Source organism: Treponema sp., assembly GCF_017430385.1.
Lineage (GTDB): Bacteria > Spirochaetota > Spirochaetia > Treponematales > Treponemataceae > Treponema_D.
Genome location: NZ_JAFRNB010000128.1, coordinates 16837 through 40884 on the forward strand (window position 1 = coordinate 16837; position 24048 = coordinate 40884).

The following is a 24048-nucleotide window of genomic DNA, read 5'->3' on the forward strand; positions in this document are numbered from 1 at the left end:
CGGATGCAGGGTAAAAGCAAAGAGAGAATTTTCGAAACGAAAATTCTCGTACGAATCACGAAATCCATGGATGGATTTCGTGTTCGCTATTTTTTTGCCGGGTGATAAACCGGGTCTTTCTTATTCTTTGGCAAGATTTTGTCGAATCCGCAGTATGGAACGAGAACTTCTGGAATTGTGACAGAGCCGTCAGCGTTCTGATAGTTCTCCAAGATTGCGAGCATTGCTCGGCCTACAGCGATTGCAGTACCGTTGAGCATGTGAACATACTTGTTCTTGCCATCGTCATCTCGGTATTTTACGTTCAAGCGGCGTGCCTGATAGTCTGTACAGTTTGAAGTTGATGTTACTTCACCGTAGTCGCCATCTGGGTGAGCCTCGTTTGCTCGGCCTGGCATCCATGCTTCCAAGTCCCATTTGCGGTAAGCTGGAGCGCCCAAGTCGCCAGTGCAAGTGTCAACGACATGGAATGGCAAGCCCAAGCCTGTGAAGATCTCTTCCTCAATCAAGCGGAGTTTTTCGTGGATTTTGTCAGATTCCTCTGGCAATGAGTAAACGAACATCTCAACCTTGTCGAACTGATGAACGCGGTACAATCCCTTTGAGAATTGCCCAGCACCACCTGCCTCGCGGCGGAAACAGTGTGAGAGACCGCAGTAGAAAAGCGGGAGAGCTGATTTATCAAGGATTTCGCCTGAGTGGTAGCCACCCAAAGTGATTTCGGCAGTTGCGACCAGACAAGTTCCTTCGTCTTCGATACAGTAAACGTTAGATTCGTTTCCGCGCGGGTTGAATCCGATGCCCTGCAAAACTTCCTGCTTTGCTACATCTGGAGTGATGAACTGAGTGAAACCGTGTTTGCGGAGAACATTGAGAGCGTACATGATAAGAGCCTGCTCCAGGAAAACAGCCTCATTTTTGAGATAATAGAACTTTGGACCAGAAACTTTTGTTCCGCGGTCAAAGTCGAGAATATCAAGCTCTTCGCCAAGAGTTACATGGTCTTTTGGCTGGAAGTCGAATTTGCGTGGAGTGCCGACTTTTTTGACTTCAAGGTTCTCTGTGTCGAGCTTGCCGATTGGAGTGTCAGGGTGGTGCATGTTAGGAATCTGTCGTCCTGCGGCATCAAGCTTTTTCTCAACCTCAGAAAGTTCCTTTTCTGCAGCGGCAACATCGTCCTTAATCTTTTTGCCTTCTTCGATGTACTTTGCGCGTGTGTCAGCGTCAAGCTTCTGCTTCATTGAGGCAGCATTCTCGTTTCGCTTCTGCTGCAAAGCCTGCAATTTTGTGGTGAGAGCTGTTCGCTCGTCGAAAAGTTTTACAACAAGGTCAGCATCAGCGACCATGTTTCGGTCAGAAATATTCTTTTTGACTTCATCAAGATGTTCTTTAATAAAACGATAATCAAGCATTTTTATTTCCTTTTCTTCTATTATATTGATTTCTGAATTTTATCTCAACTGATAGACAGCATCGACTGAAATTGTGATTGTTGAAGATCCGCCTGAAATTGGGGTAGGGGCTGCTTCTTCAATAGCCATGTCATTTGCTGCCACAGCCGAAGTCTTCATGAGCCTTGCCCGTGGATATGCGTAATCGGCATGTTCGGAGATTGAGAGCACCTTGCCAAGTTTTGCCCCGCTCGCACCAGCAAGAAGATTCGCGCTTTCCTGTGCCTGAGCAATCGCAAGGCTCCGTGCCTGCTTTTTTGCAATCTCAGTGTCCGTAACCCCGTAAGTGAGGGAAGAAAGCTGGTTTGCGCCCGATTTGAGAGCAAGGTCGATAATTTCTCCAGCCATGTTGATTTTTTTGACCAGAATCTTGACCTGATTCGTAACGCGGTAATCGTCATAAACCTGCTTGCCGGATTTATTGTCGTAGTGGCTTTCCTGATAAACCGAATAATTCTGTGTCGAGATACATTCTTTCTGGATGCCCTTTGCCTTGACAGCATCCTGAACTGCTGTCATCTTTTTTGCGTTCTCTGCCGAAGTCTCAGCGACATCCTTGCCAGTCGTAATCACCGAAAGGATAATCGTAGCCGTGTCCGCCTCAACAGTGACACTTCCTGTTCCAGAAACAGAGACCGTTCTTTTCGCATAATTATCCTGCTGAATCGAGCAGGAAGAAAGCAGCACTGTAGCCGCCAAAATTGAAATAATTGATTTTTTCATGGACAAAGTTTATCACTAATCAGAAACTGGAGCAACAGAACATGTCTTAAGCCTAACTAAACTACTAGATTTTTCCTCGAATTTTTCCGCTATCCTTTAGTCACAAGCGCTTATAAATCTTAACTAAACATAGGTGGATACTTGAAATTTGATTGCGTATATGCAGATTTTGTTATATTTTCAATTTCTTCACGAAACTTCTGTTCTTTTGAATTCCAATCTTCTTCATTTTCTTCTCGAATGGATCATCGTGAAATCTCTTGCTATGCGGTAAAATTTCCCATTCCCCCAGCATCCATGCTATAATATCCTCATGAAAAGATTCTTCTATATAATAGCATTTCTCGCCCTCACGACATTCGCTTTCGCCGAGAAAGTCACATTCACCACAGGCGACATCGCAGGCTCTTCCCTCATAGACCGCTTCATGCTTATGGATTTTTCAATGCTTGCCTCTCAATGCACGGTGAGCGCAATCAAAAAAGTTGATAAAGATATCTGGTGCATAAAAATCACCGCAAGCAAGCAGGGCGGGGCTAGCTCAATTCCAATCGAATATGAATATTTCGTAAAAAAAGGCGATAAAATCCGCATGAGAAGAATTTCTGCACAGGGAATGAGCGAGTGCGAGCTTACAGTGGAGAGTCTGGACTGGAATAGGGCTGAGTTCAGTTTTTAAATATGTATTACCTTATATCAATATAGAATCTCTTGAGGTAAATCGAGCGGTTCTTTGCTTTTTTCCAGTATTTACTTGCTGGATAGAGCTTTACTAGCGTGTCATAAGAGTCCACGGCGGAACGGATGTTCTTTACGCTGCTGTTGCTTTCCCAAATCTGACCCAGAAGATAAAGTGCTTCATCGAGCCGAGTTGATGCCGTGTTGTAATACTGCTGTGCTTCTGTCAGGGCAAGCTCGTAGTTTTTTTCCTCAAAGTCTTTCTTTGCTTTTTCAAGAAGTGACTCGTCGGCTGCCACAGAGCTGTCTTCCACGATGACGACAGGCTCGCTTAAAATCGGGCTTTCTTCGACTGGTGCGCTCTGAGAAGAGACAGGCGTATAATTGAAAGCTTGTGCATCCGGGGCTTTTTCTGCTGTTTCGGAATCCGGCTGATTTTTTGCACTTTCAACAGCAGGTTCTCGCGTTTCTTTTGAAGACTCTGCTGTTGAGTCAGTGTTCTGAATTACTGTCTTGATGTTGCTTTCTGGAACTGCGGCTGAAATCTGCGTTGCTGCGGTTGCTGTAACTGGAGCCGTTGAGGCGGCAGAAGCTGTTGTGGCTGGAGCAGAGCTTTTTTCTGATGCTGCCATAGATTCGCTTCCTGCGGATTTTGCGCTTTCGGCAGGAGTTTTTTGTTCCGGAACTTTCTGATCCGTGCCTTTCTGAGCCGGAGTTTTATTCTCTGTTGATTTTTCCTGCTGAGTCTGAGCTATTTTTTTCTGAGAATCTTCTTTTGGTGAGTCGGTTTCCTTCTGCTCCGAAATTGCCTTTTCGTCCGCTGCTTTTTCGTTTGCACGGTCGATTCTTCGCTGCGGCTTTGCAGGAATTATATCAGCGTAAGAAGGTGCTTTGACTCTTCCTGCGCTTCTTGCGCTCAGAACTTCGACTTCAAGGTAATCATCGATATATTCACCTGTGAGCGCATCATTTTTGTAGAAGTGGAGTAGTGTTTTTCCGGCTTTTTTTGCACGGAGCGCGAATGTTGTGTTGCCTGTTCCGAGCTTTCGGCCAAAATAATTGAAAATCGGAGTTTTTTCAGTCTCTCCGATATAAATCCAGCCTGTTCCAGGATATGTTACATCAAGGTACTGGCTGAGTTTTACTTTGACTGAGCGAGAAGGAACGATTGGCTTTTCGGCCTCCGCCTTGATTTCTTCGATAACTTCAACATCCTCGGTCGGGGCTGCTGTTTCAACAGGGGCAGGGGCTGCTTGTGCCTGTTCTTTTGGCTCAGCTTTTTCAGTTTTTTCGGATTTTTTTGTATTTTTTGGAACTGCCGGAAGAGCTGCGGCCGCAATTGCTGCTTTATCAGCTTGTGGAGCGGGAGCTGTTTTAACTTCTGGCTTCGGCTCTGTTTTCGGTAAATCTTTGACCTTTACATCCGGCTCTTCGAGAATCTTATATTCTGAAACCTTGTTCTTTTCGTCTGTTGTCGGTGCTTCTCCGCCGTCTTTTTCAAGGTTTGAATCTTCTGCACTTACTTTTTCTGTGTTATTTTGTGAATCTGATTTGTTTTCTGACGATGAATTTTCTTCTGAATCTGAGTTTGCATTGTTTTTTGAATCTGTTTCGTTCGATTGCTCTGCATTTTCTTTAGTTGAAGAGTCTGAAACTGTATTTGCTTTTGATTCTGATGGCTTTTTATTATTGTCGATTATTGTTGCTTTTGCTTTGCTTGGGGCTGTTGAGACGAATGCGATTCCTGTTATTCCGCCTAATTTTTCATCTGAAGCGGATTCCTCGCCTGTTTTTTTATCCGCTTCTTCTGAATCTGATTTTCCGTCAGTTTTTTCATCTGAATCTGATTTTTCTGCCGAAACTTCGACTTCCGGTTCCTTCTGAATTACTGAGTTTTCTTCTTCTGTTTCATTATCTGATTTTTCTGGAGTCACTTCCTCTGTTGAAGATTCTTCTTCTGAAGGCCCTTCAACGGCTTCTTCTTCGGATTTTGGACTTGCCGCATTTATTTGCTCTGCGATTTCGTTCGCCACTTCCTCTTGCTTTTGATTCAGTGTGTCATCCGCTTTTTCGGGCTGAGTTGGAACATTTGTTGAGCCACAAGATGTGAGAAATACTGAAATAGATATGAAGATTGCTGCCAGAAAAACTTTTTTCATTATGGAGCCGCTCCTGTTATATCATCGACAATTTTATCATTAGCCTTTTCAAGCTCTTTCATTGTTTCTTCTTCGGGATATGTGAACCACTTGTTGATTTCTTCCTGAGACCACTGATTTTCTGTGATTCTGTTAGGGTAGTATTCTTTTTCGATGTCCGGCGGGTCGGGCGGAAGAACAGGATTGTCGGCCGTAAATGGCTCTGCCTGAGGAATCTCAGTTTTTTTGACTGGGGAAGTTTGAATCATGAGGATTATAAGACCTGCGAAAAACAGGAACACTACTATTCCGATGACCGCGAACAAAAGCGGCTTTTCGTGAGTCAAATCTGATAAACTGTCCTTTATATCGTCAAAATCAATCATTTTATGCCTCTTGTGGTTTTTCGGCTTCTTCCGTTACTGATGATTTTTCAGCTTCGGCCTCTGCCGCGGCTTTTTCTGCTTCTTTCTGAGCCTTTGCTTCGGCTCTGGCCCGTTTGGCGGCTTCTTTCTGCTCCTCGTTATATTTTTCGATAACAGGATCTGTGATTGTGCCGTCCGGGTTGTGGATTCGCTTTTCTGGGCGAGGTGGAATTACGACGCCTTCCTCAACAGGAACATCTTCCTCGACGAATTCTTCTGTCGTGTCATAAGTCGTATCTGTCGAGATATCTTTTTCGAGGCTGATTGTGATGATTTTACTGACTCCCGACTCCTGCATCGTTACACCGAGCATAGTGCTTGCGCCCATAACGGTTTTCTTGTTGTGGGTGATGACGATGTACTGAGAAAGTTTTGCGAATGAGCGGAGTGCTGTGACAAAGCTCGTGACATTCTTGTCGTCCAGAGCCGCATCAATCTCGTCCAAAAGACAGAATGGAGAAGGTCGTACCTGATATGTCGCAAAGAGAAGGGCAACAGCCGTCATTGTTTTTTCACCACCCGAAAGAAGGGCGATGTTCTGCAGTTTCTTTCCTGGCGGCTCCGCATAGATGTCGATGCCGGAAGTAAGTACATTCTGCGGGTCAGTGAGCCTAAGCTCGCCACGGCCACCGTTGAAGAGTCGGCGGAACATGTTGTGGAAATTCTTTTTGATTTTATTGTATGTCGAAATGAACATTTCGGTTGATTTCGACTTGATTTCTTCGGAAACGCGCAGAAGATTTTCGAGGGACTTGTTGGTGTCGTCGAAACTTGCCTGCAATTTTTCGTATCGCTCTTTCTGCTCGCCGAATTCTTCTGGTGCCATGAGGTTGACCGAGCCAAGATCAGCGAGTGCTTTTCGTGAGTCAGAAAGTTTTTCGCGCAAGACAACTGAAGGAGTGTTGATTTTGTACATGCGCTCCTCAAATTCCATGAGGTCGCGTGAGTGTGTTTCGATGAAGTTCTGCTTGATGTTGCGGATGTCGTTCTCGCTTGTTACCAGATCAAGTGTGAGCTTTTCGTACTGAGACTGATATTTCTGCTGCTCCTCACGTTTTTTGTCCAGAGCATTCTTTTTGCCGCTGACAGAGGTGTTGCATCTTTTGATTTCCTCGTCGAGATTGCCCATAGTTTCGGCACATTCCCGGCCGCGTCTTTCAATGTCGCCCAAAGCTTCATCCAAATCAGAAAGCCGTTCTTCCAAATCTTCCTGATTCTTCTGCTCCAGATACAAGTCCTGCTCGTTCTGGCGGAGGGCGTTCTGCTCGCTCGTGAGATTTCGCTTTAAAAGCTCTGCTGTCTGCTTTGCGTTGAAAATCTGCTGCTGCATCTGAGCCTCAGAGACTCGGAGCTGCCCCAGAGTTTCCTTGTACTCGTTGATTTTACCAATAAGAAGGATGTTCTCTGCCTTGTAGCCGTCGATTCGCTCACGGATTGTGGCGATTTTCTGCAAATTTTCCTGAATATTGCGGTCGATGTTTCGCTTTTTGGTGATGATACCTTCAGGAGAGAGGAATTCATCGATGAAATTCGGTGTGGTTGATGCGTAATTCTGAACAGCCCCTTCGATTTCCTTTACGAGTGAAGCAACTTCATCGAGTGCTTTGATTGCATCTTTTGCGAAATTCTCATTTTCGTCATCTGAGTGACCTTTGAGAGAAGCATAGTCCGTGAAGATGTTGCGGCGGCCTTCTGCATAGACTTTGAGCTTACCGACCAGAGAATCCAAATCTTCCTTAGCCTTTTTGCTTGCCGCAGATGAGAATCCTGAGTCCTTGAGCTTTGCGTCAAGCTCTGTAACGATATCCTCAGTGATTGCCTCAAGCTCTTTCTGGAAATTCTCGCGCTCTGTGTCGAGGTTTTTGATTTCTGTCTCGCTTTCGCTGACTTTCTGCTCGTTCGTGCTTATCTGGTTCTGGGAAGTGTTTATATTCTGCACGAAAGATTCGATATTCTGCTTAACTTCCTCAATCTGCTTTGTCTTTGAGTGAAGGTCAGCATCCTGGTCAGCGATTTCTTCGTTTATTTCGTCGATTCGTTCCTGAATTGAACGCTGTTTGAGTTCCAGAGTACCGATTTTCTCGCGGTTTGTTCGTGCCTGCTCGTTCAAAAGCTTCTGCTGGTCGAGTTTGTTTGTCTTTTCGGTCTGGATTCGGACAAGCTCCATCTGAAGCTCGCCCATCTTTGCCTGCAATTCCTTGATTTTGTCGCTGTTTTCTGTGAGCGTGTTAAGGATTTCATCAATTTCGGCCTGAACTGCGTTTCGTTTTTCGGCGATTTCTTCTTTTGCCTGAGTCTGGCGTGCCTGATTCTGAACGAAGTCCTTTAATTTGAGAAGCTGAATATCAAGCTCGAAGTTGAAAATTGCTTCCTTAAGCTCGCGGTATTTGATTGTCTTTTCGCTCTGGACTTTTAAAGTCTCGTAGCTCCGTTTGTTTTCTGCGAGGGCGACTTCAATCTGGGCAAGGTTCTGCCTTGTTCGCTCAAGCTCGCGCTCTGCTTCGGCAACTTCGGCCTTGCTTCGGGAAATTCCTGCCGCTTCCTCAAAAAGATAACGGCGGTCTTCCGGTTTGCTCGAAAGAATCTGGTCGATTTTGCCCTGTTCCATGACGGAGTAGGCTGCCTTTCCGACACCTGTATCCATGAACAAGCGGCGGACGGCCGTAGCTCCTACCTGCTTGTTGTTGATATAATATTCGTTCTCGCCTGAGCGGTAAAGACGGCGTTTGAGTGTGATTTCTGAAGGCGTGACATCGGCATCGTCAAATTTGAGAAGTCCGTTTTCGTTCGCAAGGGTAAGCGAAACTTCGGCAATATTAAGCGGCGGACGAGTCTCAGTACCGTTAAAAATGACCGATTCCATTGTGTCTGCACGGAGATTCTTTGCCTTGTTCTCCGCAAGAACCCATTTTACAGCATCGACTACATTGCTCTTTCCACAGCCGTTTGGCCCCAAAAGCGCGGTGATGCCGTCGGCAAATTCGACATGGGTTTTGTCGGCGAAAGATTTAAATCCGAAAATGTCAAGACTTTTTAGAAACACAAGGAAACCTCAAATTTTGAAATAGTAGCTAATACTATAGCATGAAATATGTATGTAGTTCAATAATTTGGAAGTTCTCACGGAGAACACAGAGTTCACAGAGAAAAACTCTGTGTTCTCCTTAGCTCTGTGAGGAATTTTCGTTGTTTAGTTCGTTCGGGTCAATCAGTTTGCCTTTGTAGAGCATTCTCGGATAAACGGTGATTTTGAGTTTCTTTTCGATTGCGGCATATTTGCGCATTTCAAAGCCGTCACCGATTACGATGTTGATTCCTGTCTTTCCCATGCGCGCCGTGCGGCCAGCCCGATGAATGAAAAAGTCGTCATCGCTCGGCATGTCCATCTGAATTACATGGCTGATGTTTGGAATGTCCATTCCGCGTGCCACAAGGTCGCTCGTTACGAGAATCTTGATTTTGCCGCTTCTGAACTTGTCTATCGTTGCTTTTCGCTCAACTTTGTCGGTCTTTGCCGTGAGTGCGTAACATTCGATGTTCTTGAACTTTAATTTCGCTACGATGTTTGCTACCTGATCGAGCTTTGAAGTGAAAATCAGTGCTTTCTCAGGCTTTTCGGCGTTCAAAAGGCTTCTGAGGGTGTCGATTTTGTTTCTGGTTTCAGAAAAAAGTGCAAGATGCGTGATTCTTTTGCGGAGAACATCTTCTGGCGGCAAAAAGAGCGTTTTGAGGTCGCTTTCCGTCGTTCCGTTCTGCTTGATTCTTGTTTCCTGCAGCGTTTTTTGTGTTGTTTGTGTGATTGTCGCGCTTGCCGCAATGAGCTGAATATCTTTTTTCATTGCGCAGATGAGGTCTAGGGTTTCTTCCTGCATTTCTTTTGCAAGAAGACGGTCAACTTCATCCAGGACAACTGCGACGGCTCCGTCCAGCTTGAGTTTTTTAAGATGGAAAAGCTCAAGAAGGCGGGCAGGGCCTCCGATTACGACAAGAGGCTTTTCTTTGAGAAGCTCAACCTGTCTTTTGATTGGTGCTCCGCCAACGAGAAGGGCTGCCTTGCAATCAGAAACAAGCTGAACCTGAGTCTTGATTTGGGATGCAAGTTCGATTGTCGGTGATATGATTACGATTTTGACTTCTTTTTTTGGATTTTCGAGTTTTTCGACTTTCTGCAAAAGTGGCAGAAGATATGCGAGTGTCTTTCCAGTTCCTGTCTCGCTCTGAAAAAGAAGGGAAGTGCCGGCAAAAAGTTCCGGGATTGCCTGTGACTGTACGGCAGTTGGCTCTGTGATTTGCCGTGAAGCAAGCCGTTCGATATAAATGTCTTCGATATTGAGTTCTGAAAATGTCTTGATAGGATCCATATCCTAATACTATAGCAGAGAATAGGAAAATTTGCTACAATTTAATGGCCTATGAAAATCGGTATTGATACTTTTGGTTGCGAACACGGGCGAAGTGGCAGCGGCTCATACTTGAGTTCCATTTCTCAGAAATTTCAGAACACAGAAGATGTTAAGTTTGAGCTTTTTGGTGCGGAAATTGACCGTTATACCTACGGTCGTGATTCAAACATCGGCTTTGAGTCTGTGCTTTTACCTGATACCGAACGCGCCGAAAAGGGCTGGCATATTCTTGTCTGCAACGCATTTGCCAAAAAACAAAAGTATGATGTCATGCTTTTTCCGGCATCAACTTATGCAATGCCGCTTGTTTTTCCTACTCCTTCTGTAGCCGTCGTGAACGATATTGTCTCCGAGCTTTTTGCGACAAAAACTTTAGCCGAGCGAATCAGAATCAAGTTCTGCCTTAGAAATGTCAATAAAATAATCGCTCCGAGCATGTATGTCAAAAAAGACCTCAAACGGCTCGGAATCAACCAGGATAAAATTTCTGTCGTCCACAGCGGAATAAATCATTCTCTTTTTTATCAGCGCGAGATTATTACTTCCGAGGCTGAGATGATAAAACCGTTTGCAATTCGCCGGCCTTATTTCCTGTATGCCTCAACGATGTCTTCTCCTCTTAAACGGCATGTTGAGCTTATAAAAGCGTTCGAGGTTTTCAAAAGAAAAACTAATCTTCCGCACAGGCTTGTTCTTGCGGGAAGTGAAGGTCAGTGCTCCGAGGCAATCAAAAAAGCCGCGATAACTTCTCAGTACGCATCAGATATTTTCATCACAGGCTATTTTCCGCATGAAAGTTTTCCTGCTCTTTACGCGGGAAGTGACGGGTGCTTGTTCCCTTCCGAAATCGAGGGAGTAGGGCTTCCTGTTCTTGAGGCCATGGCAACTGGAATCCCTGTCGCATGTTCAAAAAGTGGCGCGCTGCAGGAAATTGCCGGAGACAAAGCCATTCTTTTTGACAGCTCGAACATCGATGACATGGCGGCCGCCATCGAAAAAATTGCGACAGACAACAAGCTTCGCAAAAAAATGATAAAAGAAGGAATTGAGTGGGCGCAGAAATTCGACTGGCAGCAAACCGCTGATGACACGCTCGAAGTTTTGAAATCCGTGATAAATAAATAGATGGGAAAAAAAACTGCCCTGCAAGGATGCAGGGCCAAAGCCAGAGAATTTTCGTTAGAAAATTCTCGTACGAATCAAAAAATTACAGGAGGTAATTTTTTGTTCGGTTTAGTCCTCAACTGCTACACCCAAGTGTTTTTTCTGGAATTTCTTGAGCATTGCAACACCGTTGCGTTTGCCATTGTATACATAACCGCCATCCCAGTATTCGAGGGCTGCGAAAAGGGCGTTACCACCGTCCTGATCGTCTGATTTCTTTGTGCGGAATGAAACATAGTTTGCCAATTCCTCGAAATCTGAGTCGTGGAGTGCCTGCAATCGTTTGCGGTTGAATTCGTTCCATTTTTCCAAATCTTTGAAACCTTCGCCTTCGTCCTGTACGATGAGGTGAGCGTGTGAAGGGCTGAATGAATACCAAACCTTAACCTTTTTGTTGATGTCGCAGCCGTTACCGTGTTTTACAGCGTTTTTGATAACCTCGGAAATCTGCTGCTCAAGAAGGTTGATTTCTTTGATTTCAAGTGGTGCTGACTGAACAATAAGAAGTGTGAAATAGCGAATCTGGCGGAAATCTGATGGGAATTCCTTGTAGAGCATGTTCGTTGTGTCGAACAACGGATCGTTGTCGTCTGAACGCAATTCTTTAATCTGTTCCATTACTGTTTACCTCACTTATTATTCGTTTACCATGAGAAGTGCTTCCTCAACGCTGTTTGCGATAGGGAAGTAGCCCATGAGTTTTGTAAGTTCAATGACCTTCTTTACAGAGCCATGAATGTTTGAGATTGCAAGCTTGAGATTCATCTTTTTGATTGTTGAACAGATGTAAATCAATGCGCCGATTCCAGACGAGTCGATGTAATCTACCTGCTCAAGGTTGATGATGAAGCTCTTTACATTCTTCTCAAGCATTTTCATGACGAGTTCCTTTAGTTTATAGGAGTTGTAAAGATCCATTTCGCCGTTTACATCGATGATATAAACTTCTCCATTCTTTCTAATTTTCAGTTCCATAAATTTTAACTCCTTTAGTTACTGAATTTTAATCACAAGAAGTGTCTGGTCATCGCGCAGCGTTTCGTTGCCAACGAACTTCTTGATATCTGTTTTTACCAGGTTGGCAATATCCTTACCTGGCAATTTAGCATTCGCCTTTATGATATTAGTCAAGCTCGCAAGGGAATATTGCTGCCCCTGTGCATTAAGAGCTTCGACCAAACCATCAGTATAACATATTATAATGTCTCCTTGGCTCGCTGTAAACTCTATATCCTTATAACTTGTTGTTTTTTCGATGCCGATTGGCTCACAAGTTGTGGATATTTTTTCTATAGCGTCCTTAGCTACATTATAACGATAAACAGGAACACTTCCACCTGTTGAAAGCTGGAATTTTCGTTTTGTAGGATCGTAGTTGATGAGCGCGACCGATGCGAAGTGGTCTGCGTTCGGCTCGCTACAGATGCCCCTGTTAGCCCAGCTCAAGATTGTTCCTGCTGTCTGCGTTGTGTTGACGATAAGGCGGAACATGGCACGAATCATTGCCATTACAAGCAATGAGTTCATTCCCTTTCCTGCGACATCCATCATGATGAATGCTATTCTGTCCTGCCGTGCCGGGATTACATCGTAGATGTCTGAACAAACGCCGGAAGTGTGCTCCGCGTAAGTTCCGATGTTAAGCCCAGCAAGCGGAGGAAGTTTTTTTGGAAGAAGCGAAAGCTGAATGTTTGATGCAATGTCCGCTTCTTTTGTAAGTTCCTGTTTTTCAGTGTATTGTTTGAAATTAAGAACTGTTTTTAATGCGGCTTCGGCAAATCCTGCGAGTGTCTGTGCCCAATCGAATTCCTGATCTCCGAACGGGTCAACGCCAGGGTTGCGCGAAAGTGCAAGAACGCCTACGACAACATCTTTGTCAGGCATTCGGAGAGGAAGGAAGATGTAGCTGCCGAGCTTAAGGAAGTCCTCCGGCTCGTTCTCGAAAATGCGATCGTCCATCTTTGGAGCTGGAATAAGCTCTGCTTTTCCGGCCGTAGCGACTTCACCAAAAATGTTGTCGCGGAGAGGGAACTGCGCATATTTGAAACTTGTCGAGACTCTGAGTGGCTTGTGCGGCAAGTCATCAGGCAATTTGTATGGCGGCGGGAATTCGCCTGTAAATGATTTTACTGTGATTAAATCCTCGAATTCATCGACCATGAGGATTGCACCGCCGTTTGCCTTTGTCGCCTGAACACAAGTTGTGTTGATTGAGTCGAGCAGGGCCTGCATTCCGTCTTTGTTTGAGAAAGAATCTGAGGCGAGGGCAATGAAAGATTTGCCTTTTTCAATGAGGTCGAGTTTTTCGACCTGAATTTCTTCAACGACAATCTCTGGTTTCTGCTCTTCTGTTTCGGCCTCGTCCTCAACTGCCTTTACATACTCCTGTGGTTTTCCAAAGGCGAGCATGATGCAGTAAGGAATGAAAAGCAAAGCCGTGAGAAGGATGAGAAGCGCAAAAATCATCATACCTGGGTGAGAGGCGGTGTAAATACATGCGAATATTACTACCGCCAGCGCGAAATATGCAATAAAACTGACCTTTGCTGTTTTTCGAATCTTAATGATTGTTATGAGGACCGCTATTACTACAGCAATAGCAGCCGTACAGAACAAAGGTACATAAGAAATTGCGTCTGATGTGAACATTTGACTCCCTTTATTGAAACACAAGCCGATGTCAGGCAGCCTGTGCTTCCTCTACATATTTTATAATTGTAACATCGGAAGAAATTACCGTCAAGTTTTTATTTAATTTTGGATTTTGATTTTTTTCTTGAAAAGCAGTCCTTTCAGCTTGTTTTTGAAGTGGGTAAGTGGTGACTCACCGAAAGTCTTCATGAAAGGTGCGGCTATGTCTTCAAGGGTCGTGCCCTCTCCGAACTTGCCTTTCAGCTCGTCCCAGTATTTAATCATCCATACATAGAGGTCGCTCTTGGTGCGGTGACGGAAGTATTTCATGATGTGATATTTGTCAATTATCCGTATTACCGGGAGATAAACCGTCATAAGCCATGACTGCATAGCCTGGTCCATGCCGATTTCCTGTGACTGGTTCATGTTTATGTAATACTTGTGAGTGAGAATGTGGTTGTAAATCACATCGTACTGGCCGGGAACGGAAAAGTCCAGCGTCCAGAATTCTGTGGCATCGCCGAAACCTGTCTCTGTGTAGAAAACCCTTTTCTCGTAATTGATGACATGCTTCGTCATTTTTTTGAAGGAGTCGCCCGGATGAAGCTTGATTTCGCTTTGAAGGCTGACGACCTCCGCATCGATGAATTCGATTCCCTTTGATTTTGCGACTGATACCCTGTGGTTGCCGTCACGAACGAAATAGACTCCGCCAAGCTCATAAAGCGAGATTGGTGGAAGCGGAATGTCGTTGATGTGAGCCATGTCTATGTGCTCCCATCGGGCTTTCAGGTGAAGGTTCTTCGGGAAAAAGCGGTTGTCAAAGTCGTTGTAACGGCCTTCGCTTCCGACTATGAGATTGACAGGAACCGTCATCATTCCTTTGTAAACTTCGTTGTCAGGTTTGAGAAGCTTTTTGATGTCAGACAATGATATGAGCGTGGCTTCGTCCGGGTTGAGAAAATGCTGCACCTCGTTGAAAAGTGCCTTGTGACGAGCTTTTGAAAAGTCTTCGTCCGTCATTGTTGATGTCATTGATTCGCTCATTTATTCACTCTCCAAATCTAAAATTGTGTAGCTGTATGCGTTTACGACCGTAGTATTCCCCACTTTTGTTGTTCTTGGCGTGTTCATGTCGTAAAGATGTATGTGACCATGAACCAGATATGTGGGCTGGAATTTTTTTATGAACCAGTTGAAACATTCAAAACCTTTGTGGCACGGATCTTCCTTGTCATGAATATGGCGCGGTGAGGCGTGCGTGAGAAAAATATCAAGGAATGTGCCGTATCTGATACGATTGTAAATCAGCTTCGGAACCAGCGCAAGCAATTTGAAGAACATCTGTGAGTCCGTGTATTGGTTGAGGCCGTTGTTATAGCGGATTGAACCTGAAACCCCTGCAATCAAGAGGGGGCGTGTTTTTCCGTTTGTGCGTGGAATTCTGAATTTCTTATCCTTAAGGACTTTGAATCCTGCGTAAGTCGCACCGAAACTTCCCTCCATGTCGAGCGCGGAATGATAGTCCCAGCTTGGGTGAGAGCCTTTCTTTTGCTTCTGCTTGTGGTAGAATCCGAATTCGGAAAGATTGTGGTTCCCGAAAATAAAATAAGTCTGCCTGTTGAGCGTGGAGACGATGAAATCTATGTAGTCAGATGGCAAATCCCCGGCACATAGAATTAAATCTATGTCCGAGAAGCGTTCTTTTGCCCCGGTACTGTATACGAGAGGGTCGATTTGGTCGGAGACACAGAGAATCTTCATGGTGGCAGTTAAATCCCCGCTTTAGCAAGTAGAGATTCAAGCTTTTCTTTGCCGACAAGTTCGATAGGACGGTTCTCGGCAAATCTGATTGCCGTGGTTGTGAATTCTGAAGAAGTACATGCGAATGCCTTAGCGCAGTTCTTGGTCTTTGCCAGATCAAGCGTGCGGCGCACTTCGGCATCCTCGATAGGGTCGGTGACACGGTAGAAATTGAGCAGGAAGAGCTGTTTGCGCATGTTCATCCAGTCGTCTTTCTGGGCTTCGGTTGCGATAATCTGACAACCCCATTTTGTTTCCTGGGCTGTCTGTGCTGAAAGATTGAAGCCGGCCAGAGCTGTTTTTTTGCAGATTTCGACGAATTCAGCGTTTGAGCTTGTGAGGAATTCCTTGAGACTGTCGTTTGACTGCAAATCTTTGTATTCTGACAACTTGGAAGGAACATCGCGGAAGTTGCGGCTGATTTTTGAGATAATCTGCCACTGCTCGATGGCTTTGTCAATCTTGCGGTTCTTTTCGTAGCAGCTTGCAAGGAAGTATCGTGCGTAAAGAGTTTCCTGTGATTTATCGTCTTTTCCGGCCTTGATTGCCTTTTCGAATTCGAGCTGAGCATTGTCGATTGCGTTTGCGAGCATGTAGCATGAGCCTCGTTCAAGCAAAGCTCTCTGTTTGAATTCGGGATCGCGGCAGGCTTTTTCGAAAGATTTGACGGCTGCCGGGTATTCCTTGTTTTCCTTTTGGATTTTGCCAAGGTAGTAATATGTAGAGAATGTCTCCGGGCTGAGTTTGAGCGCGTAATCGATTGCTTTTTTTGCCTCGCCGAACTGTTTTGCACGGAAGAGAATCATTCCCATGCCGGCCCAAGCCTTTACATTCTTTTTGTTGAATTTGATTGCTTTTTGATAGAAACCGAGCGCACTTTCGGCATTGTTCTGCTGCTCATAAATTTTACCGCACTGGTAGAAGTTTTCTGAATTTGTAGGCTCCAGCTTGGTGAGCAGAAGGAATTCTTTGAGGGCATCGTCGAGCTGGTTGAATTTGAGGTAGAGCTGAGAAAGCTGCTTGCGGAATTCGGCCTCTGGGAGCTGAGCGTCAAAAAGGGCATTCGCCGCTACGGTTTTGAATTCCATGAGCGCGAGTTCATTCTTGTGGTCGGCCAGATATGCCTTGCCCAGATAATAATGTGCATGGAAGTCGCGCGGATCTTTTGCGATGAGTGATTTTGCTGCTTTTTGCGCGGCATTGTACTTCTGCTGCTTGATGAGTTTGTTGATAGCATCGATTTTTTTTGGTGCTACCAATGATTTGATTACGAAAACTCCGAGAAATCCGATGAGAACTAGAAGTATTAAGCTGACTGCAACAACTACCATAATTGTAGAGATTATATACCAAGTTAAAGGATGTTTCAATAAAAAATTACATCTTGAATGGGGTGCTTTTGTTCTTTTAACTTGCGAAAAAGGTTTTTTTTGTCGATAATTATAGAGTAGAAATGCCATTATGACTTTAAAAAAGATTTTTATATTAACTTTGATTTCCTCAATTTTGATTCCCGTTTTTTCAGCCGGAAAGAAAACATCGTCTTCTACAAAAAAAAATAAGGCTCCTGTTCCTGCGGCGGTAAATCCTACGACGACAAAATCCCCGGAGGCAAAGACCGCCGTTGACAAGCTAAAGAAAACTCCGTCATCAAAACAAAAAAAAGAGCCGGTGATTGTATATAATGAAGATTTTGTAAAGGGCGAGGAACTTTTTGTGCTCAATAAGCCAGAAGAAGCAATCGTCTATTTTGAAAAATCACTCCAGAGCGAAAATGTTGACCCAAAAGTCTATATCTATCTCGGAGTCTGCTATTATCAGATTGAGCAATATGACAAATCTCTTGCGGTATGCGTTCAGGGACTTGCCAAGGAAGATACTGACCACAAAATCCTTGCGTACAATGCGGGTAACTCGTGCTATGCGATGGGAAACTATATGCGTGCCGATGCGAGCTATGCGATAGCAATCCGTGAGGACGAGACATATTCTCCGGCGGTGTTGAACCGTGCCAATGCTCAGCTTAAGCTCGACCATCTTTCTGATGCGCGTGATAATTACCGCAAATACCTTGATATGGAGCCAGAAACTCCCCAGCGTGAAAAAATCGAAATAATCCTGCGACTTCTTGATGAAGAAATTTTGCGCCGTGCGAACGAAAAGCCGGAACTTGTGAACGCAGAATTCAACATCGAGAATGAAAAAATGGAAGTTCCTGAGGAGCCGGAGATAGTCCTTGCTGATGATATTCCGCAGGAAAAGAAGGTTGATGAGAAAATTCCGAGCGAACTCGTACATTCTGTAGCTCCAGAATTGCCGCAGGTTGCAGTCGAGAAAAAGCCTTTGGAGCGCGTTGAATCTGAAAAAATCGCCGTTAAAAAAGAAACTCCAATCATTCCTGAACTTGTCGGACCGGACGGAGAACCACCGTACATTCCTCCTGAGCAACTTAGGCTTGTTCCTGTTCTGCCTGTGATTGCTGATGCTGGCGATAATGCTGGCCGTCTTTCAAAAGATGCCGAAAAACTCAGGCTTGATGATGACATGAAGCGTTTTGAGGAAGAATACCGCCGTGAACGGGAAGAAGCTCAAAAGGCAGAGAATGCCCGAATTGCCGCCGAAGCCGAGGAAAGCCGAAGAAAAGCAGCCGAAGCTGAGCGTGAAGCCGAAGAAAAGCGAAGAAAAGCCAGAGAAGAAGAAGAAAAAATTGCGGCACAGAAACGCGCGCTTGAAGAAGAGCGCATGAATCTTGAAAAAGCAAAAATGAATGCTGAAATCGAGGCTCAGAAAAGAGCTTTGGAAGAGCAGCAGCGTAAAATGGAAGAATCGATGAAAGCTTTTGAGGAAAATCAGAAGCGTATCGCCGAGGAAAACCGCCGCAAAATGGAAGAGGACGCCCGCCTTGCCGAAGAAAAACGAAAACTTGAGGATGCGAGAAGGGCTTTTGAGGCAGAACAGCAAAGAGTAATGGAAGAAAACCGCCGTAAAATGGAAGAAGAGGCGCGGATAAAGGCTGAGGCCGAGGCAAAAGCTAAGGCGGAGGAAGAGGCGCGAAAGGCCATTGAAGCGCAGAAAGCCGCCGAAGAAGCCGCAAAACTCAAGGCTGCGGAAGAAGCAAAAAAGGCCGAAGAAGAAAAGAAAAGAGCAGAGGAAGAAGCCCGCCAGGCTGAGATTGCATCATGGCCGAAGCCTAGCGCATCTATTTCCGTCAAAGGCGGCTCGAATTTCACTCCTGACGGCGATGGTCAGAACGATACAGTTGTTTTCTCTCCTAGCATAGATTATCTTGAGGATCCTCCTGGCAGCTGGTCGCTCGATATTCTTGACCCGCAGGGAAATCCGTTCCGCACGATTAAAGGAAGCGGAAAACTCCCGAAAAACATTGAGTGGGACGGAATGAGCGACAAGGGCGAGGTCGTTCTTTCAAAAAATACATACACCGCGAAACTTACAGTTGTTCCATCTGCCAAAGATCAGGCTCGAATAGGAATGGCTTCCGTAGGTACTAGCGAAAAAGTTAAGACAGGCTTGCTTTTGCAGGTAATTGTTCCTGGCAAGGAGTGGAAAATGGTCGTAAATTCAATCAATTTCGTTCCCAATGGAGCACTTGGAGCCAATAAACTGACAAAAGAGCAAAGAGACTGGAACAAGGAGACACTTGACGAGATTGCCGAGGAAATAAAAGCTCACCCTGGCGCAAGCATAGTAATTATTGAAGGGTATGCGAACAATATCAGCGGAACAGAAAAAGAGAACCGGGAGGAACTTATTCCGTTGAGCCAGCTTCGTGCAGATGCAATCGTAGATGAACTTGTAAAACGCGGGGTCAGCCGGGATTTGCTTCAGTCTACCGGTATGGGCGGTGCTAATCCTATGGCATCACAAAGTGACAAGGCAAACTGGTACAAGAATCGCCGTGTTGAATTCAGAATCAAGAAGTAGGGCGGAATATGAAATCATATTTAAGACGGACTTTTATTGCAGTTTTTCTCTTGATTTTTAGTCATATAGCCCTCTTTTCGTATGACTTGACTTTCAGGTTTGAGCCTCTTGCACTTGCTCCGTTCATGTCTGCGGGAGAGACCAAATGGGATCCTGTGGGTGCCGGCGGAATGTTGAGCATGGGAATTGATTTGTTCGGATTGGTGAATGTCGGTACGATGGCAGGATATCTTTATGTTCCGAAGAACAATAATTCCGAGCTTCTGCCTGACGAGGCAAAATTCGTTAGCGTTATCCCTGTAGGGCTTCAGACCAGCCTGACTTTCTATCCTTTTGCGAGACTGGAGCTTGGCCTTGGCGGGGCTATGGGCTACGGAATCGCGCAGAACGGAAGCATGTCGCATTTTGCTCCGTGGTACAGGGGATTTGCCGAGGCGGGATTCAGGTTTAATCCGAAATGGACTTTGGGCTTAGGTGGCTCTTATTTTGCGTATCAGAATACATCATGGTTCGGGCAGCCGGGCATAGCAGGCATTACGGCCGGAGTCTCGCTCAAACTTCATCTGGAAACAAAGAAAAAATCATTCGGAAGCGGAACTGTCGTTTGTACCGCTGAAATCCCGGACAGTCTTTTCCCGCTTTTCTATACAATGTATAAGGAAAATCCTTTTGGTACGATTCAGATAAAAAACAACGAGTCTGCTGAAATCCGAAATGTGTCGGTAAGTTTCAAGGCAAAAGGCTATACGGCTTCCGAGCTGGAATGTGGTCATATTTCAAATATCAGGAAAGGAAAAACAAAGGAACTCCAGCTTGTGGCAGATTTCAGTAAGGAAATCTTGCGTTTTACAGAGGCCGGAAAAATCCCTGGCGAAATCATCGTCACTTATGAGCTTCTTGGTCAAAAAAAGGAATCAGTTTCTTCTATAATAATTCCTGTTTATAACCGAAACCAGATGCGCTGGACTGACCCGCAGGCAATTTCGGCATATATTTCTGCTTCTGCTCCTGAAGTCCTTGAATTCTCAAAGGTTCTGGTCGGACTCGCACGAAGCCATCTGCGTTCAGGCGTTAACCGTAATCTTCAGTTTGCGATGTATGTCTTTGAGGGAATGAGACTTGCCGGCATACGAAACATTGATGATTTTGAGACACCTTATTATTTATATCATACAGATGATTCTCTGGTAGATCACATTCAGTATCCTTATCAGACAATGTTCTACAGGGCAGGTGACAAGGATGAGATGGCAATCCTTTTCATGGCACTTCTTGAATCTGTCGGTATCAAGGCCGCTTATATTCCTCTTGAAAATGATTTCCTCGTTCTTATCAACACCGGCATTGATGGCGATAAGGCGGACCGATTCTTTGACGGTGAGGACAGAATCCTTGAGTTTGAGAATCAAATTTGGGTTCCGATTTCGATGAAAATGATTCAGGAGGGATTTATAAACAGCTGGCACAATGGAGCCAGGGATTTGACGAAGCTTATTATGGACGATGCAGACCTGTCAATTGTCTTCCTTGAAGAAGCATGGCAGATTTATCCTTCAGCCGGATTTACGAGCAACGAGAATGTTTCCGTTTCTGCTGATGAAAAGCGTCTTGTCGCAGCCTGTGAAGTTGACCTTGCCCGATATGTTTCAACGGAATTTGGTCCGAAAATCAAGGAAGCACAGGACATTCTTAAAACTGAAGGTGCTACTGCAGAAAATTATAATCAGCTTGGAATCCTTTATGTCCGGGCAGGAATGTACACCGAGGCATCTTCTGTTTATCAGAAATCTGCCGCATTGGGAAATGTTGCCGCGATGAACAACCTCGGAAACATCGCGTCACTCCAGAAAAACTTCCTGGAAGCAAAAAAATGGTATGAGAAAGCACTGGCTACCGATCCGAAGAATGCCAGCGCAAGGAAGAATCTTGAGCGTGTTTTGGGTGAACTTGAATAGAAAAAATCTGTTTTCATTTTCAAAAAAATATGCTGTTCTCTTGATTGCTTTCCTTTTGGGAAATTGCCTTGCCTTTGCTGACGGTGAGATTCTTTTTAATGTCCACGGATATTTCGGGTCTGTTTTCTCAAGCAATTACGCTTCTTTTCCTGTAAAAACCGGCTACGGCGGCGGAACTAAAATCTCTTACAGAACGCCTTTTGCCCTTGAATTTTCTGCCGGCCTTGACTACCTTATCCTTCCGCGTGAAACGAAGACCAGCGAAAGCCTTACCCCTGCAAGCTATCTGCGCACTGGAATCGGAGTTGGATTCAACATTCCGTTAGGCGAAAGATTTGCCCTTGTTCCGGGACTTAATGCGGGTATTTACAACCTCAATGTTTCAGGCGAGACAAAAAAGGCAATGTTCGTCGGCGGTTCAATTTCTTTCGTCTACAAAATTAACCAGCGTTTTGCAATAGAAATTCCTGCTGTCGCCGAGTTCAACCGCGGAATTTTTGCCGACATCGGATTGGCTCCCGGCCTCACTGTGAACCTCTCAAAAATGTTCTCCGATAATGCCCTTGTCTCAATGGAAGTAAAGGAAGTTAAGCCTGTCTTCCCGGTTCTTTATTCATGGTATGAGAAAAATTCTTTCGGCACGGTTTCTGTCACGAACCAAGAGGACACCAGCATAACCGATGTAAGCGTAAGTTTCTTCCAGAGCCAGTACATGGCACAGCCTAAAGAATGTGCAAGAATAAGCAGGATTGAGCAAGGAGAATCAAAAGATGTTGACCTGATCGCGTTCTTCAACGAGAGTATGCTTGAGCTTATCGAGAAGGTTGACACTCAGGGCTCAGTGACCGTTTCATATTCCGTGCTTGGTCAAAAGAAAGAAAAGACTTTCCCTGTCACGCTCGGAATTTACGGCCGAAACTCGATGTCTTGGGATGATGACCGCCGTGCCGCCGTCTTTGTTTCTTCAAAAGACCCTGCCGCCATGCTTTTTGCGCGCCATGTCATGAGCTGCGTTCGTAACAATCTTCGTTCCGGGGTTCCTCAGAACATTCAGTACGCTATGGGAATTTTTGAGGCTCTGGATGAATTCGGCATCAACTATGTAATCGACCCTAATTCTTCTTATTCTGACAATGTTGGTTCTTCTTCAATCGACTTCCTTCAGTATCCTTATCAGACTTTGATGTATCGTGGTGGTGACTGTGATGACCTTTCGATTCTGACTTGCTCGCTTTTTGAGGCTGTCGGTATTCGCACGGCATTCATCACGATTCCGGGACACATTTTCATTGCCTTTGATTCTGGAATCAAGCAAAAGGATGCCGGAAAATACTTCCATTCACTGAATGAATATATCGTTTCGGACGGAGAAGTCTGGGTTCCGCTTGAAATTACGCTTTCTGACGAAGGCTACACCAAGGCTTGGCGTGTCGGTGCAAGAGAATGGTATTCAGCCGCAAGGACGAACGAGGCGATGCTTTACAAGATGCACGAGTCCTGGCAAATTTACCGTCCTGTCAGCGTTCCGGGGGCTGCCGTTAAATTTCTTCTTCCTGAGAGAAATGATGTTCTTGCAAGATTTTCTGACAGCGTTGATGAATGGATTGTCCGCGAAATTTCTCCGCAAATCCGAGCTTACAACGAAAGCCTTGCAAATGGTGAGGATGCCGGGGTTCGCAATGATTTTGGAATCCTTTATGTCCGCTATGCGCTTTTTGATGAGGCGGAAAGTCAGTTCAAGATTGCGCGCAAAATGAAAAATGATAACGCAGTCCTGAATACGGCCGGCATGTATTTTGCGAAGGAACAGTACGAGTATGCTTCCTTATTATACAAGCAGATTATAAAAAATGATGATGAAAACACTCTTGCTTATCTAGGGCTTGCCCGTTGTGCCTACGAACTTGGTGATTACAAGACTTGTGATGACGCTTATGCCGTAGTCCTTGAAAGGGACATGGATACGGCTGCAAAATATGCTTATCTTGGTTCTTTTGAGACTGTGCAGGGGCGTGCTTTCTCACTTTCGGAAAGGCTTGAGAATACAATCTGGGTCGGAAGTCAGGACATTAAGAATTCTCTGGAGCCGGACAAGGACATGGACTATTATGTTCGCCACGGAATCGGCCTGAACTCACAGTTCATCATTCCTACGGACAATATGCCTGTGGTCGAGAAAAAATCCGAGCCAGAAAAACCTGTCATTGCAAAAGAGCCTGACTGGAATAAGGACAAGACCTGGCAGAAAGTCATCGTCATTATTGAGGAAGAAGAGCCTAAGAGAAATACTGCCGAGGAAACTAAGCTCAAGAAAGAAATTGCCGCTGTCCATCAGAAATATATGCAGAAAGATGAGCAGCCAGAAGAGAATGTCGAGGTTGCCGTCGCTCCTAAAAAAGAAGAGCCTGACAAAAAAGAGATTCCTGAGATTCCTTTTGTCACACAGACAAAGGACGAGCTTTTCTATAAGAACAAGGATCCGCTTTTCTATGAGAAGGAGCTTCGCCGTCGTTACTATTATGTTCAGATTGCAAGTTTCTCAAGCTATGAAAGGGCAGTGGAGCTTTGCAAAAAATATCCGAAATATCCGCTGCAAATTGTTAAGAGCGGAGAATATTTCCGTGTCGTGATCGGTGCGCTTACAATAGATGAATGTGGGGCTGTCCTTGAGAAATTCAAGGCATTTGGATTCAAGGATGCTTTCATAAGGAGGATTGAATAAGCTAATCGAA

17 protein-coding genes are annotated in these 24048 nt (G+C 45.0%); 5 read left to right on the top strand and 12 right to left on the bottom strand.

What is annotated here, in order from left to right; genetic code table 11:
* Positions 1-86 precede the first annotated feature (86 nt).
* Complete coding sequence (serS, locus tag IJJ71_RS08980; protein WP_296846493.1) at positions 87-1412, bottom strand: serine--tRNA ligase; 1326 nt, start codon at positions 1410-1412, stop codon at positions 87-89.
* Between the two features lie 39 nt (positions 1413-1451).
* Complete coding sequence (locus IJJ71_RS08985) at positions 1452-2174, bottom strand: SIMPL domain-containing protein (RefSeq protein WP_296846494.1); 723 nt, start codon at positions 2172-2174, stop codon at positions 1452-1454.
* A 313-nt stretch (positions 2175-2487) separates the two neighbouring features.
* On the opposite strand from IJJ71_RS08985, the gene IJJ71_RS08990 reads away from it, so the two are divergent.
* Positions 2488-2853: a hypothetical protein gene (locus tag IJJ71_RS08990; protein WP_296846495.1), complete on the top strand. Its 366-nt coding sequence runs from the start codon at positions 2488-2490 to the stop codon at positions 2851-2853.
* A 7-nt stretch (positions 2854-2860) separates the two neighbouring features.
* Here IJJ71_RS08990 and IJJ71_RS08995 read toward each other — a convergent pair whose 3' ends face one another.
* The 4 genes from IJJ71_RS08995 to IJJ71_RS09010 form a co-directional block, all read right to left on the bottom strand.
* Entirely contained in the window at positions 2861-5011 is a 2151-nt protein-coding gene (locus IJJ71_RS08995) for a hypothetical protein (protein ID WP_296846496.1), read from the bottom strand.
* The gene (locus IJJ71_RS09000) at positions 5011-5376 is read right to left on the bottom strand and encodes a hypothetical protein (protein ID WP_296846497.1); all 366 of its coding nucleotides are present in this window, start codon (positions 5374-5376) and stop codon (positions 5011-5013) included. The genes IJJ71_RS08995 and IJJ71_RS09000 overlap by 1 nt, the downstream gene beginning before the upstream one ends.
* 1 nt (position 5377) lies before the next feature.
* Entirely contained in the window at positions 5378-8458 is a 3081-nt protein-coding gene (locus IJJ71_RS09005) for a chromosome segregation SMC family protein (protein ID WP_296846498.1), read from the bottom strand.
* Between the two features lie 121 nt (positions 8459-8579).
* Positions 8580-9776 (bottom strand): DEAD/DEAH box helicase, encoded by a 1197-nt coding sequence (locus IJJ71_RS09010; protein WP_296846499.1) that lies wholly within the window; start codon positions 9774-9776, stop codon positions 8580-8582.
* A 51-nt stretch (positions 9777-9827) separates the two neighbouring features.
* On the opposite strand from IJJ71_RS09010, the gene IJJ71_RS09015 reads away from it, so the two are divergent.
* Entirely contained in the window at positions 9828-10943 is a 1116-nt protein-coding gene (locus IJJ71_RS09015; RefSeq protein ID WP_296846500.1) for a glycosyltransferase family 4 protein, read from the top strand.
* Positions 10944-11051: 108 nt separating this feature from the next.
* Here the strand turns inward: IJJ71_RS09015 and IJJ71_RS09020 are convergent, their stop codons facing one another.
* The 6 genes from IJJ71_RS09020 to IJJ71_RS09045 all read right to left on the bottom strand — a co-directional run bounded on the left by IJJ71_RS09020 (position 11052) and on the right by IJJ71_RS09045 (position 16750).
* Entirely contained in the window at positions 11052-11600 is a 549-nt protein-coding gene (locus tag IJJ71_RS09020) for an ATP-binding protein (protein WP_296846501.1), read from the bottom strand.
* A gap of 18 nt (positions 11601-11618) precedes the next feature.
* Positions 11619-11957 carry an anti-sigma factor antagonist gene (locus IJJ71_RS09025; RefSeq protein WP_184658136.1) on the bottom strand — a complete coding sequence of 113 codons (339 nt, stop codon included), beginning with the start codon at positions 11955-11957 and terminating at the stop codon, positions 11619-11621.
* A gap of 18 nt (positions 11958-11975) precedes the next feature.
* A complete protein-coding gene (locus IJJ71_RS09030; RefSeq protein ID WP_296846502.1) occupies positions 11976-13631 on the bottom strand; it encodes a GAF domain-containing SpoIIE family protein phosphatase in 1656 nt (551 codons plus the stop codon).
* Positions 13632-13733: 102 nt separating this feature from the next.
* Positions 13734-14663 carry a transcriptional regulator gene (locus tag IJJ71_RS09035; RefSeq protein ID WP_296846503.1) on the bottom strand — a complete coding sequence of 310 codons (930 nt, stop codon included), beginning with the start codon at positions 14661-14663 and terminating at the stop codon, positions 13734-13736.
* Positions 14664-15380, bottom strand: coding sequence for a metallophosphoesterase family protein (locus IJJ71_RS09040; RefSeq protein ID WP_296846504.1), 717 nt, complete (start codon positions 15378-15380; stop codon positions 14664-14666).
* 8 nt (positions 15381-15388) lie between these two features.
* Positions 15389-16750 carry a tetratricopeptide repeat protein gene (locus IJJ71_RS09045; RefSeq protein WP_296846505.1) on the bottom strand — a complete coding sequence of 454 codons (1362 nt, stop codon included), beginning with the start codon at positions 16748-16750 and terminating at the stop codon, positions 15389-15391.
* A 130-nt stretch (positions 16751-16880) separates the two neighbouring features.
* Here IJJ71_RS09045 and IJJ71_RS09050 point away from each other — a divergent pair, with 130 nt between their 5' ends.
* Genes IJJ71_RS09050 through IJJ71_RS09060 form a run of 3 tightly spaced genes read left to right on the top strand, consistent with a single transcriptional unit; the run spans position 16881 to position 24038 of the window.
* Positions 16881-19361 (top strand): OmpA family protein, encoded by a 2481-nt coding sequence (locus IJJ71_RS09050; protein ID WP_296846506.1) that lies wholly within the window; start codon positions 16881-16883, stop codon positions 19359-19361.
* 8 nt (positions 19362-19369) lie between these two features.
* Positions 19370-21316, top strand: a complete 1947-nt coding sequence (locus tag IJJ71_RS09055; RefSeq protein WP_296846507.1) for a tetratricopeptide repeat protein — start codon at positions 19370-19372, stop codon at positions 21314-21316.
* Positions 21317-21356: 40 nt separating this feature from the next.
* A complete protein-coding gene (locus tag IJJ71_RS09060; protein ID WP_296846508.1) occupies positions 21357-24038 on the top strand; it encodes an SPOR domain-containing protein in 2682 nt (893 codons plus the stop codon).
* Positions 24039-24048: the final 10 nt, after the last annotated feature.

Coding starts and splice junctions, on each gene's coding strand:
- IJJ71_RS09035 (WP_296846503.1), bottom strand. CDS start 14,663: ATGAGCGAATCAATGACATCAACAATGACGGACGAAGACTTTTCAAAA.
- IJJ71_RS09010 (WP_296846499.1), bottom strand. CDS start 9,776: ATGGATCCTATCAAGACATTTTCAGAACTCAATATCGAAGACATTTAT.
- IJJ71_RS08990 (WP_296846495.1), top strand. CDS start 2,488: ATGAAAAGATTCTTCTATATAATAGCATTTCTCGCCCTCACGACATTC.
- IJJ71_RS09030 (WP_296846502.1), bottom strand. CDS start 13,631: ATGTTCACATCAGACGCAATTTCTTATGTACCTTTGTTCTGTACGGCT.
- IJJ71_RS09045 (WP_296846505.1), bottom strand. CDS start 16,750: ATGGTAGTTGTTGCAGTCAGCTTAATACTTCTAGTTCTCATCGGATTT.
- IJJ71_RS09025 (WP_184658136.1), bottom strand. CDS start 11,957: ATGGAACTGAAAATTAGAAAGAATGGAGAAGTTTATATCATCGATGTA.
- IJJ71_RS09015 (WP_296846500.1), top strand. CDS start 9,828: ATGAAAATCGGTATTGATACTTTTGGTTGCGAACACGGGCGAAGTGGC.
- IJJ71_RS09020 (WP_296846501.1), bottom strand. CDS start 11,600: ATGGAACAGATTAAAGAATTGCGTTCAGACGACAACGATCCGTTGTTC.
- IJJ71_RS09000 (WP_296846497.1), bottom strand. CDS start 5,376: ATGATTGATTTTGACGATATAAAGGACAGTTTATCAGATTTGACTCAC.
- serS (WP_296846493.1), bottom strand. CDS start 1,412: ATGCTTGATTATCGTTTTATTAAAGAACATCTTGATGAAGTCAAAAAG.
- IJJ71_RS08995 (WP_296846496.1), bottom strand. CDS start 5,011: ATGAAAAAAGTTTTTCTGGCAGCAATCTTCATATCTATTTCAGTATTT.
- IJJ71_RS08985 (WP_296846494.1), bottom strand. CDS start 2,174: ATGAAAAAATCAATTATTTCAATTTTGGCGGCTACAGTGCTGCTTTCT.
- IJJ71_RS09055 (WP_296846507.1), top strand. CDS start 19,370: ATGAAATCATATTTAAGACGGACTTTTATTGCAGTTTTTCTCTTGATT.
- IJJ71_RS09050 (WP_296846506.1), top strand. CDS start 16,881: ATGACTTTAAAAAAGATTTTTATATTAACTTTGATTTCCTCAATTTTG.
- IJJ71_RS09040 (WP_296846504.1), bottom strand. CDS start 15,380: ATGAAGATTCTCTGTGTCTCCGACCAAATCGACCCTCTCGTATACAGT.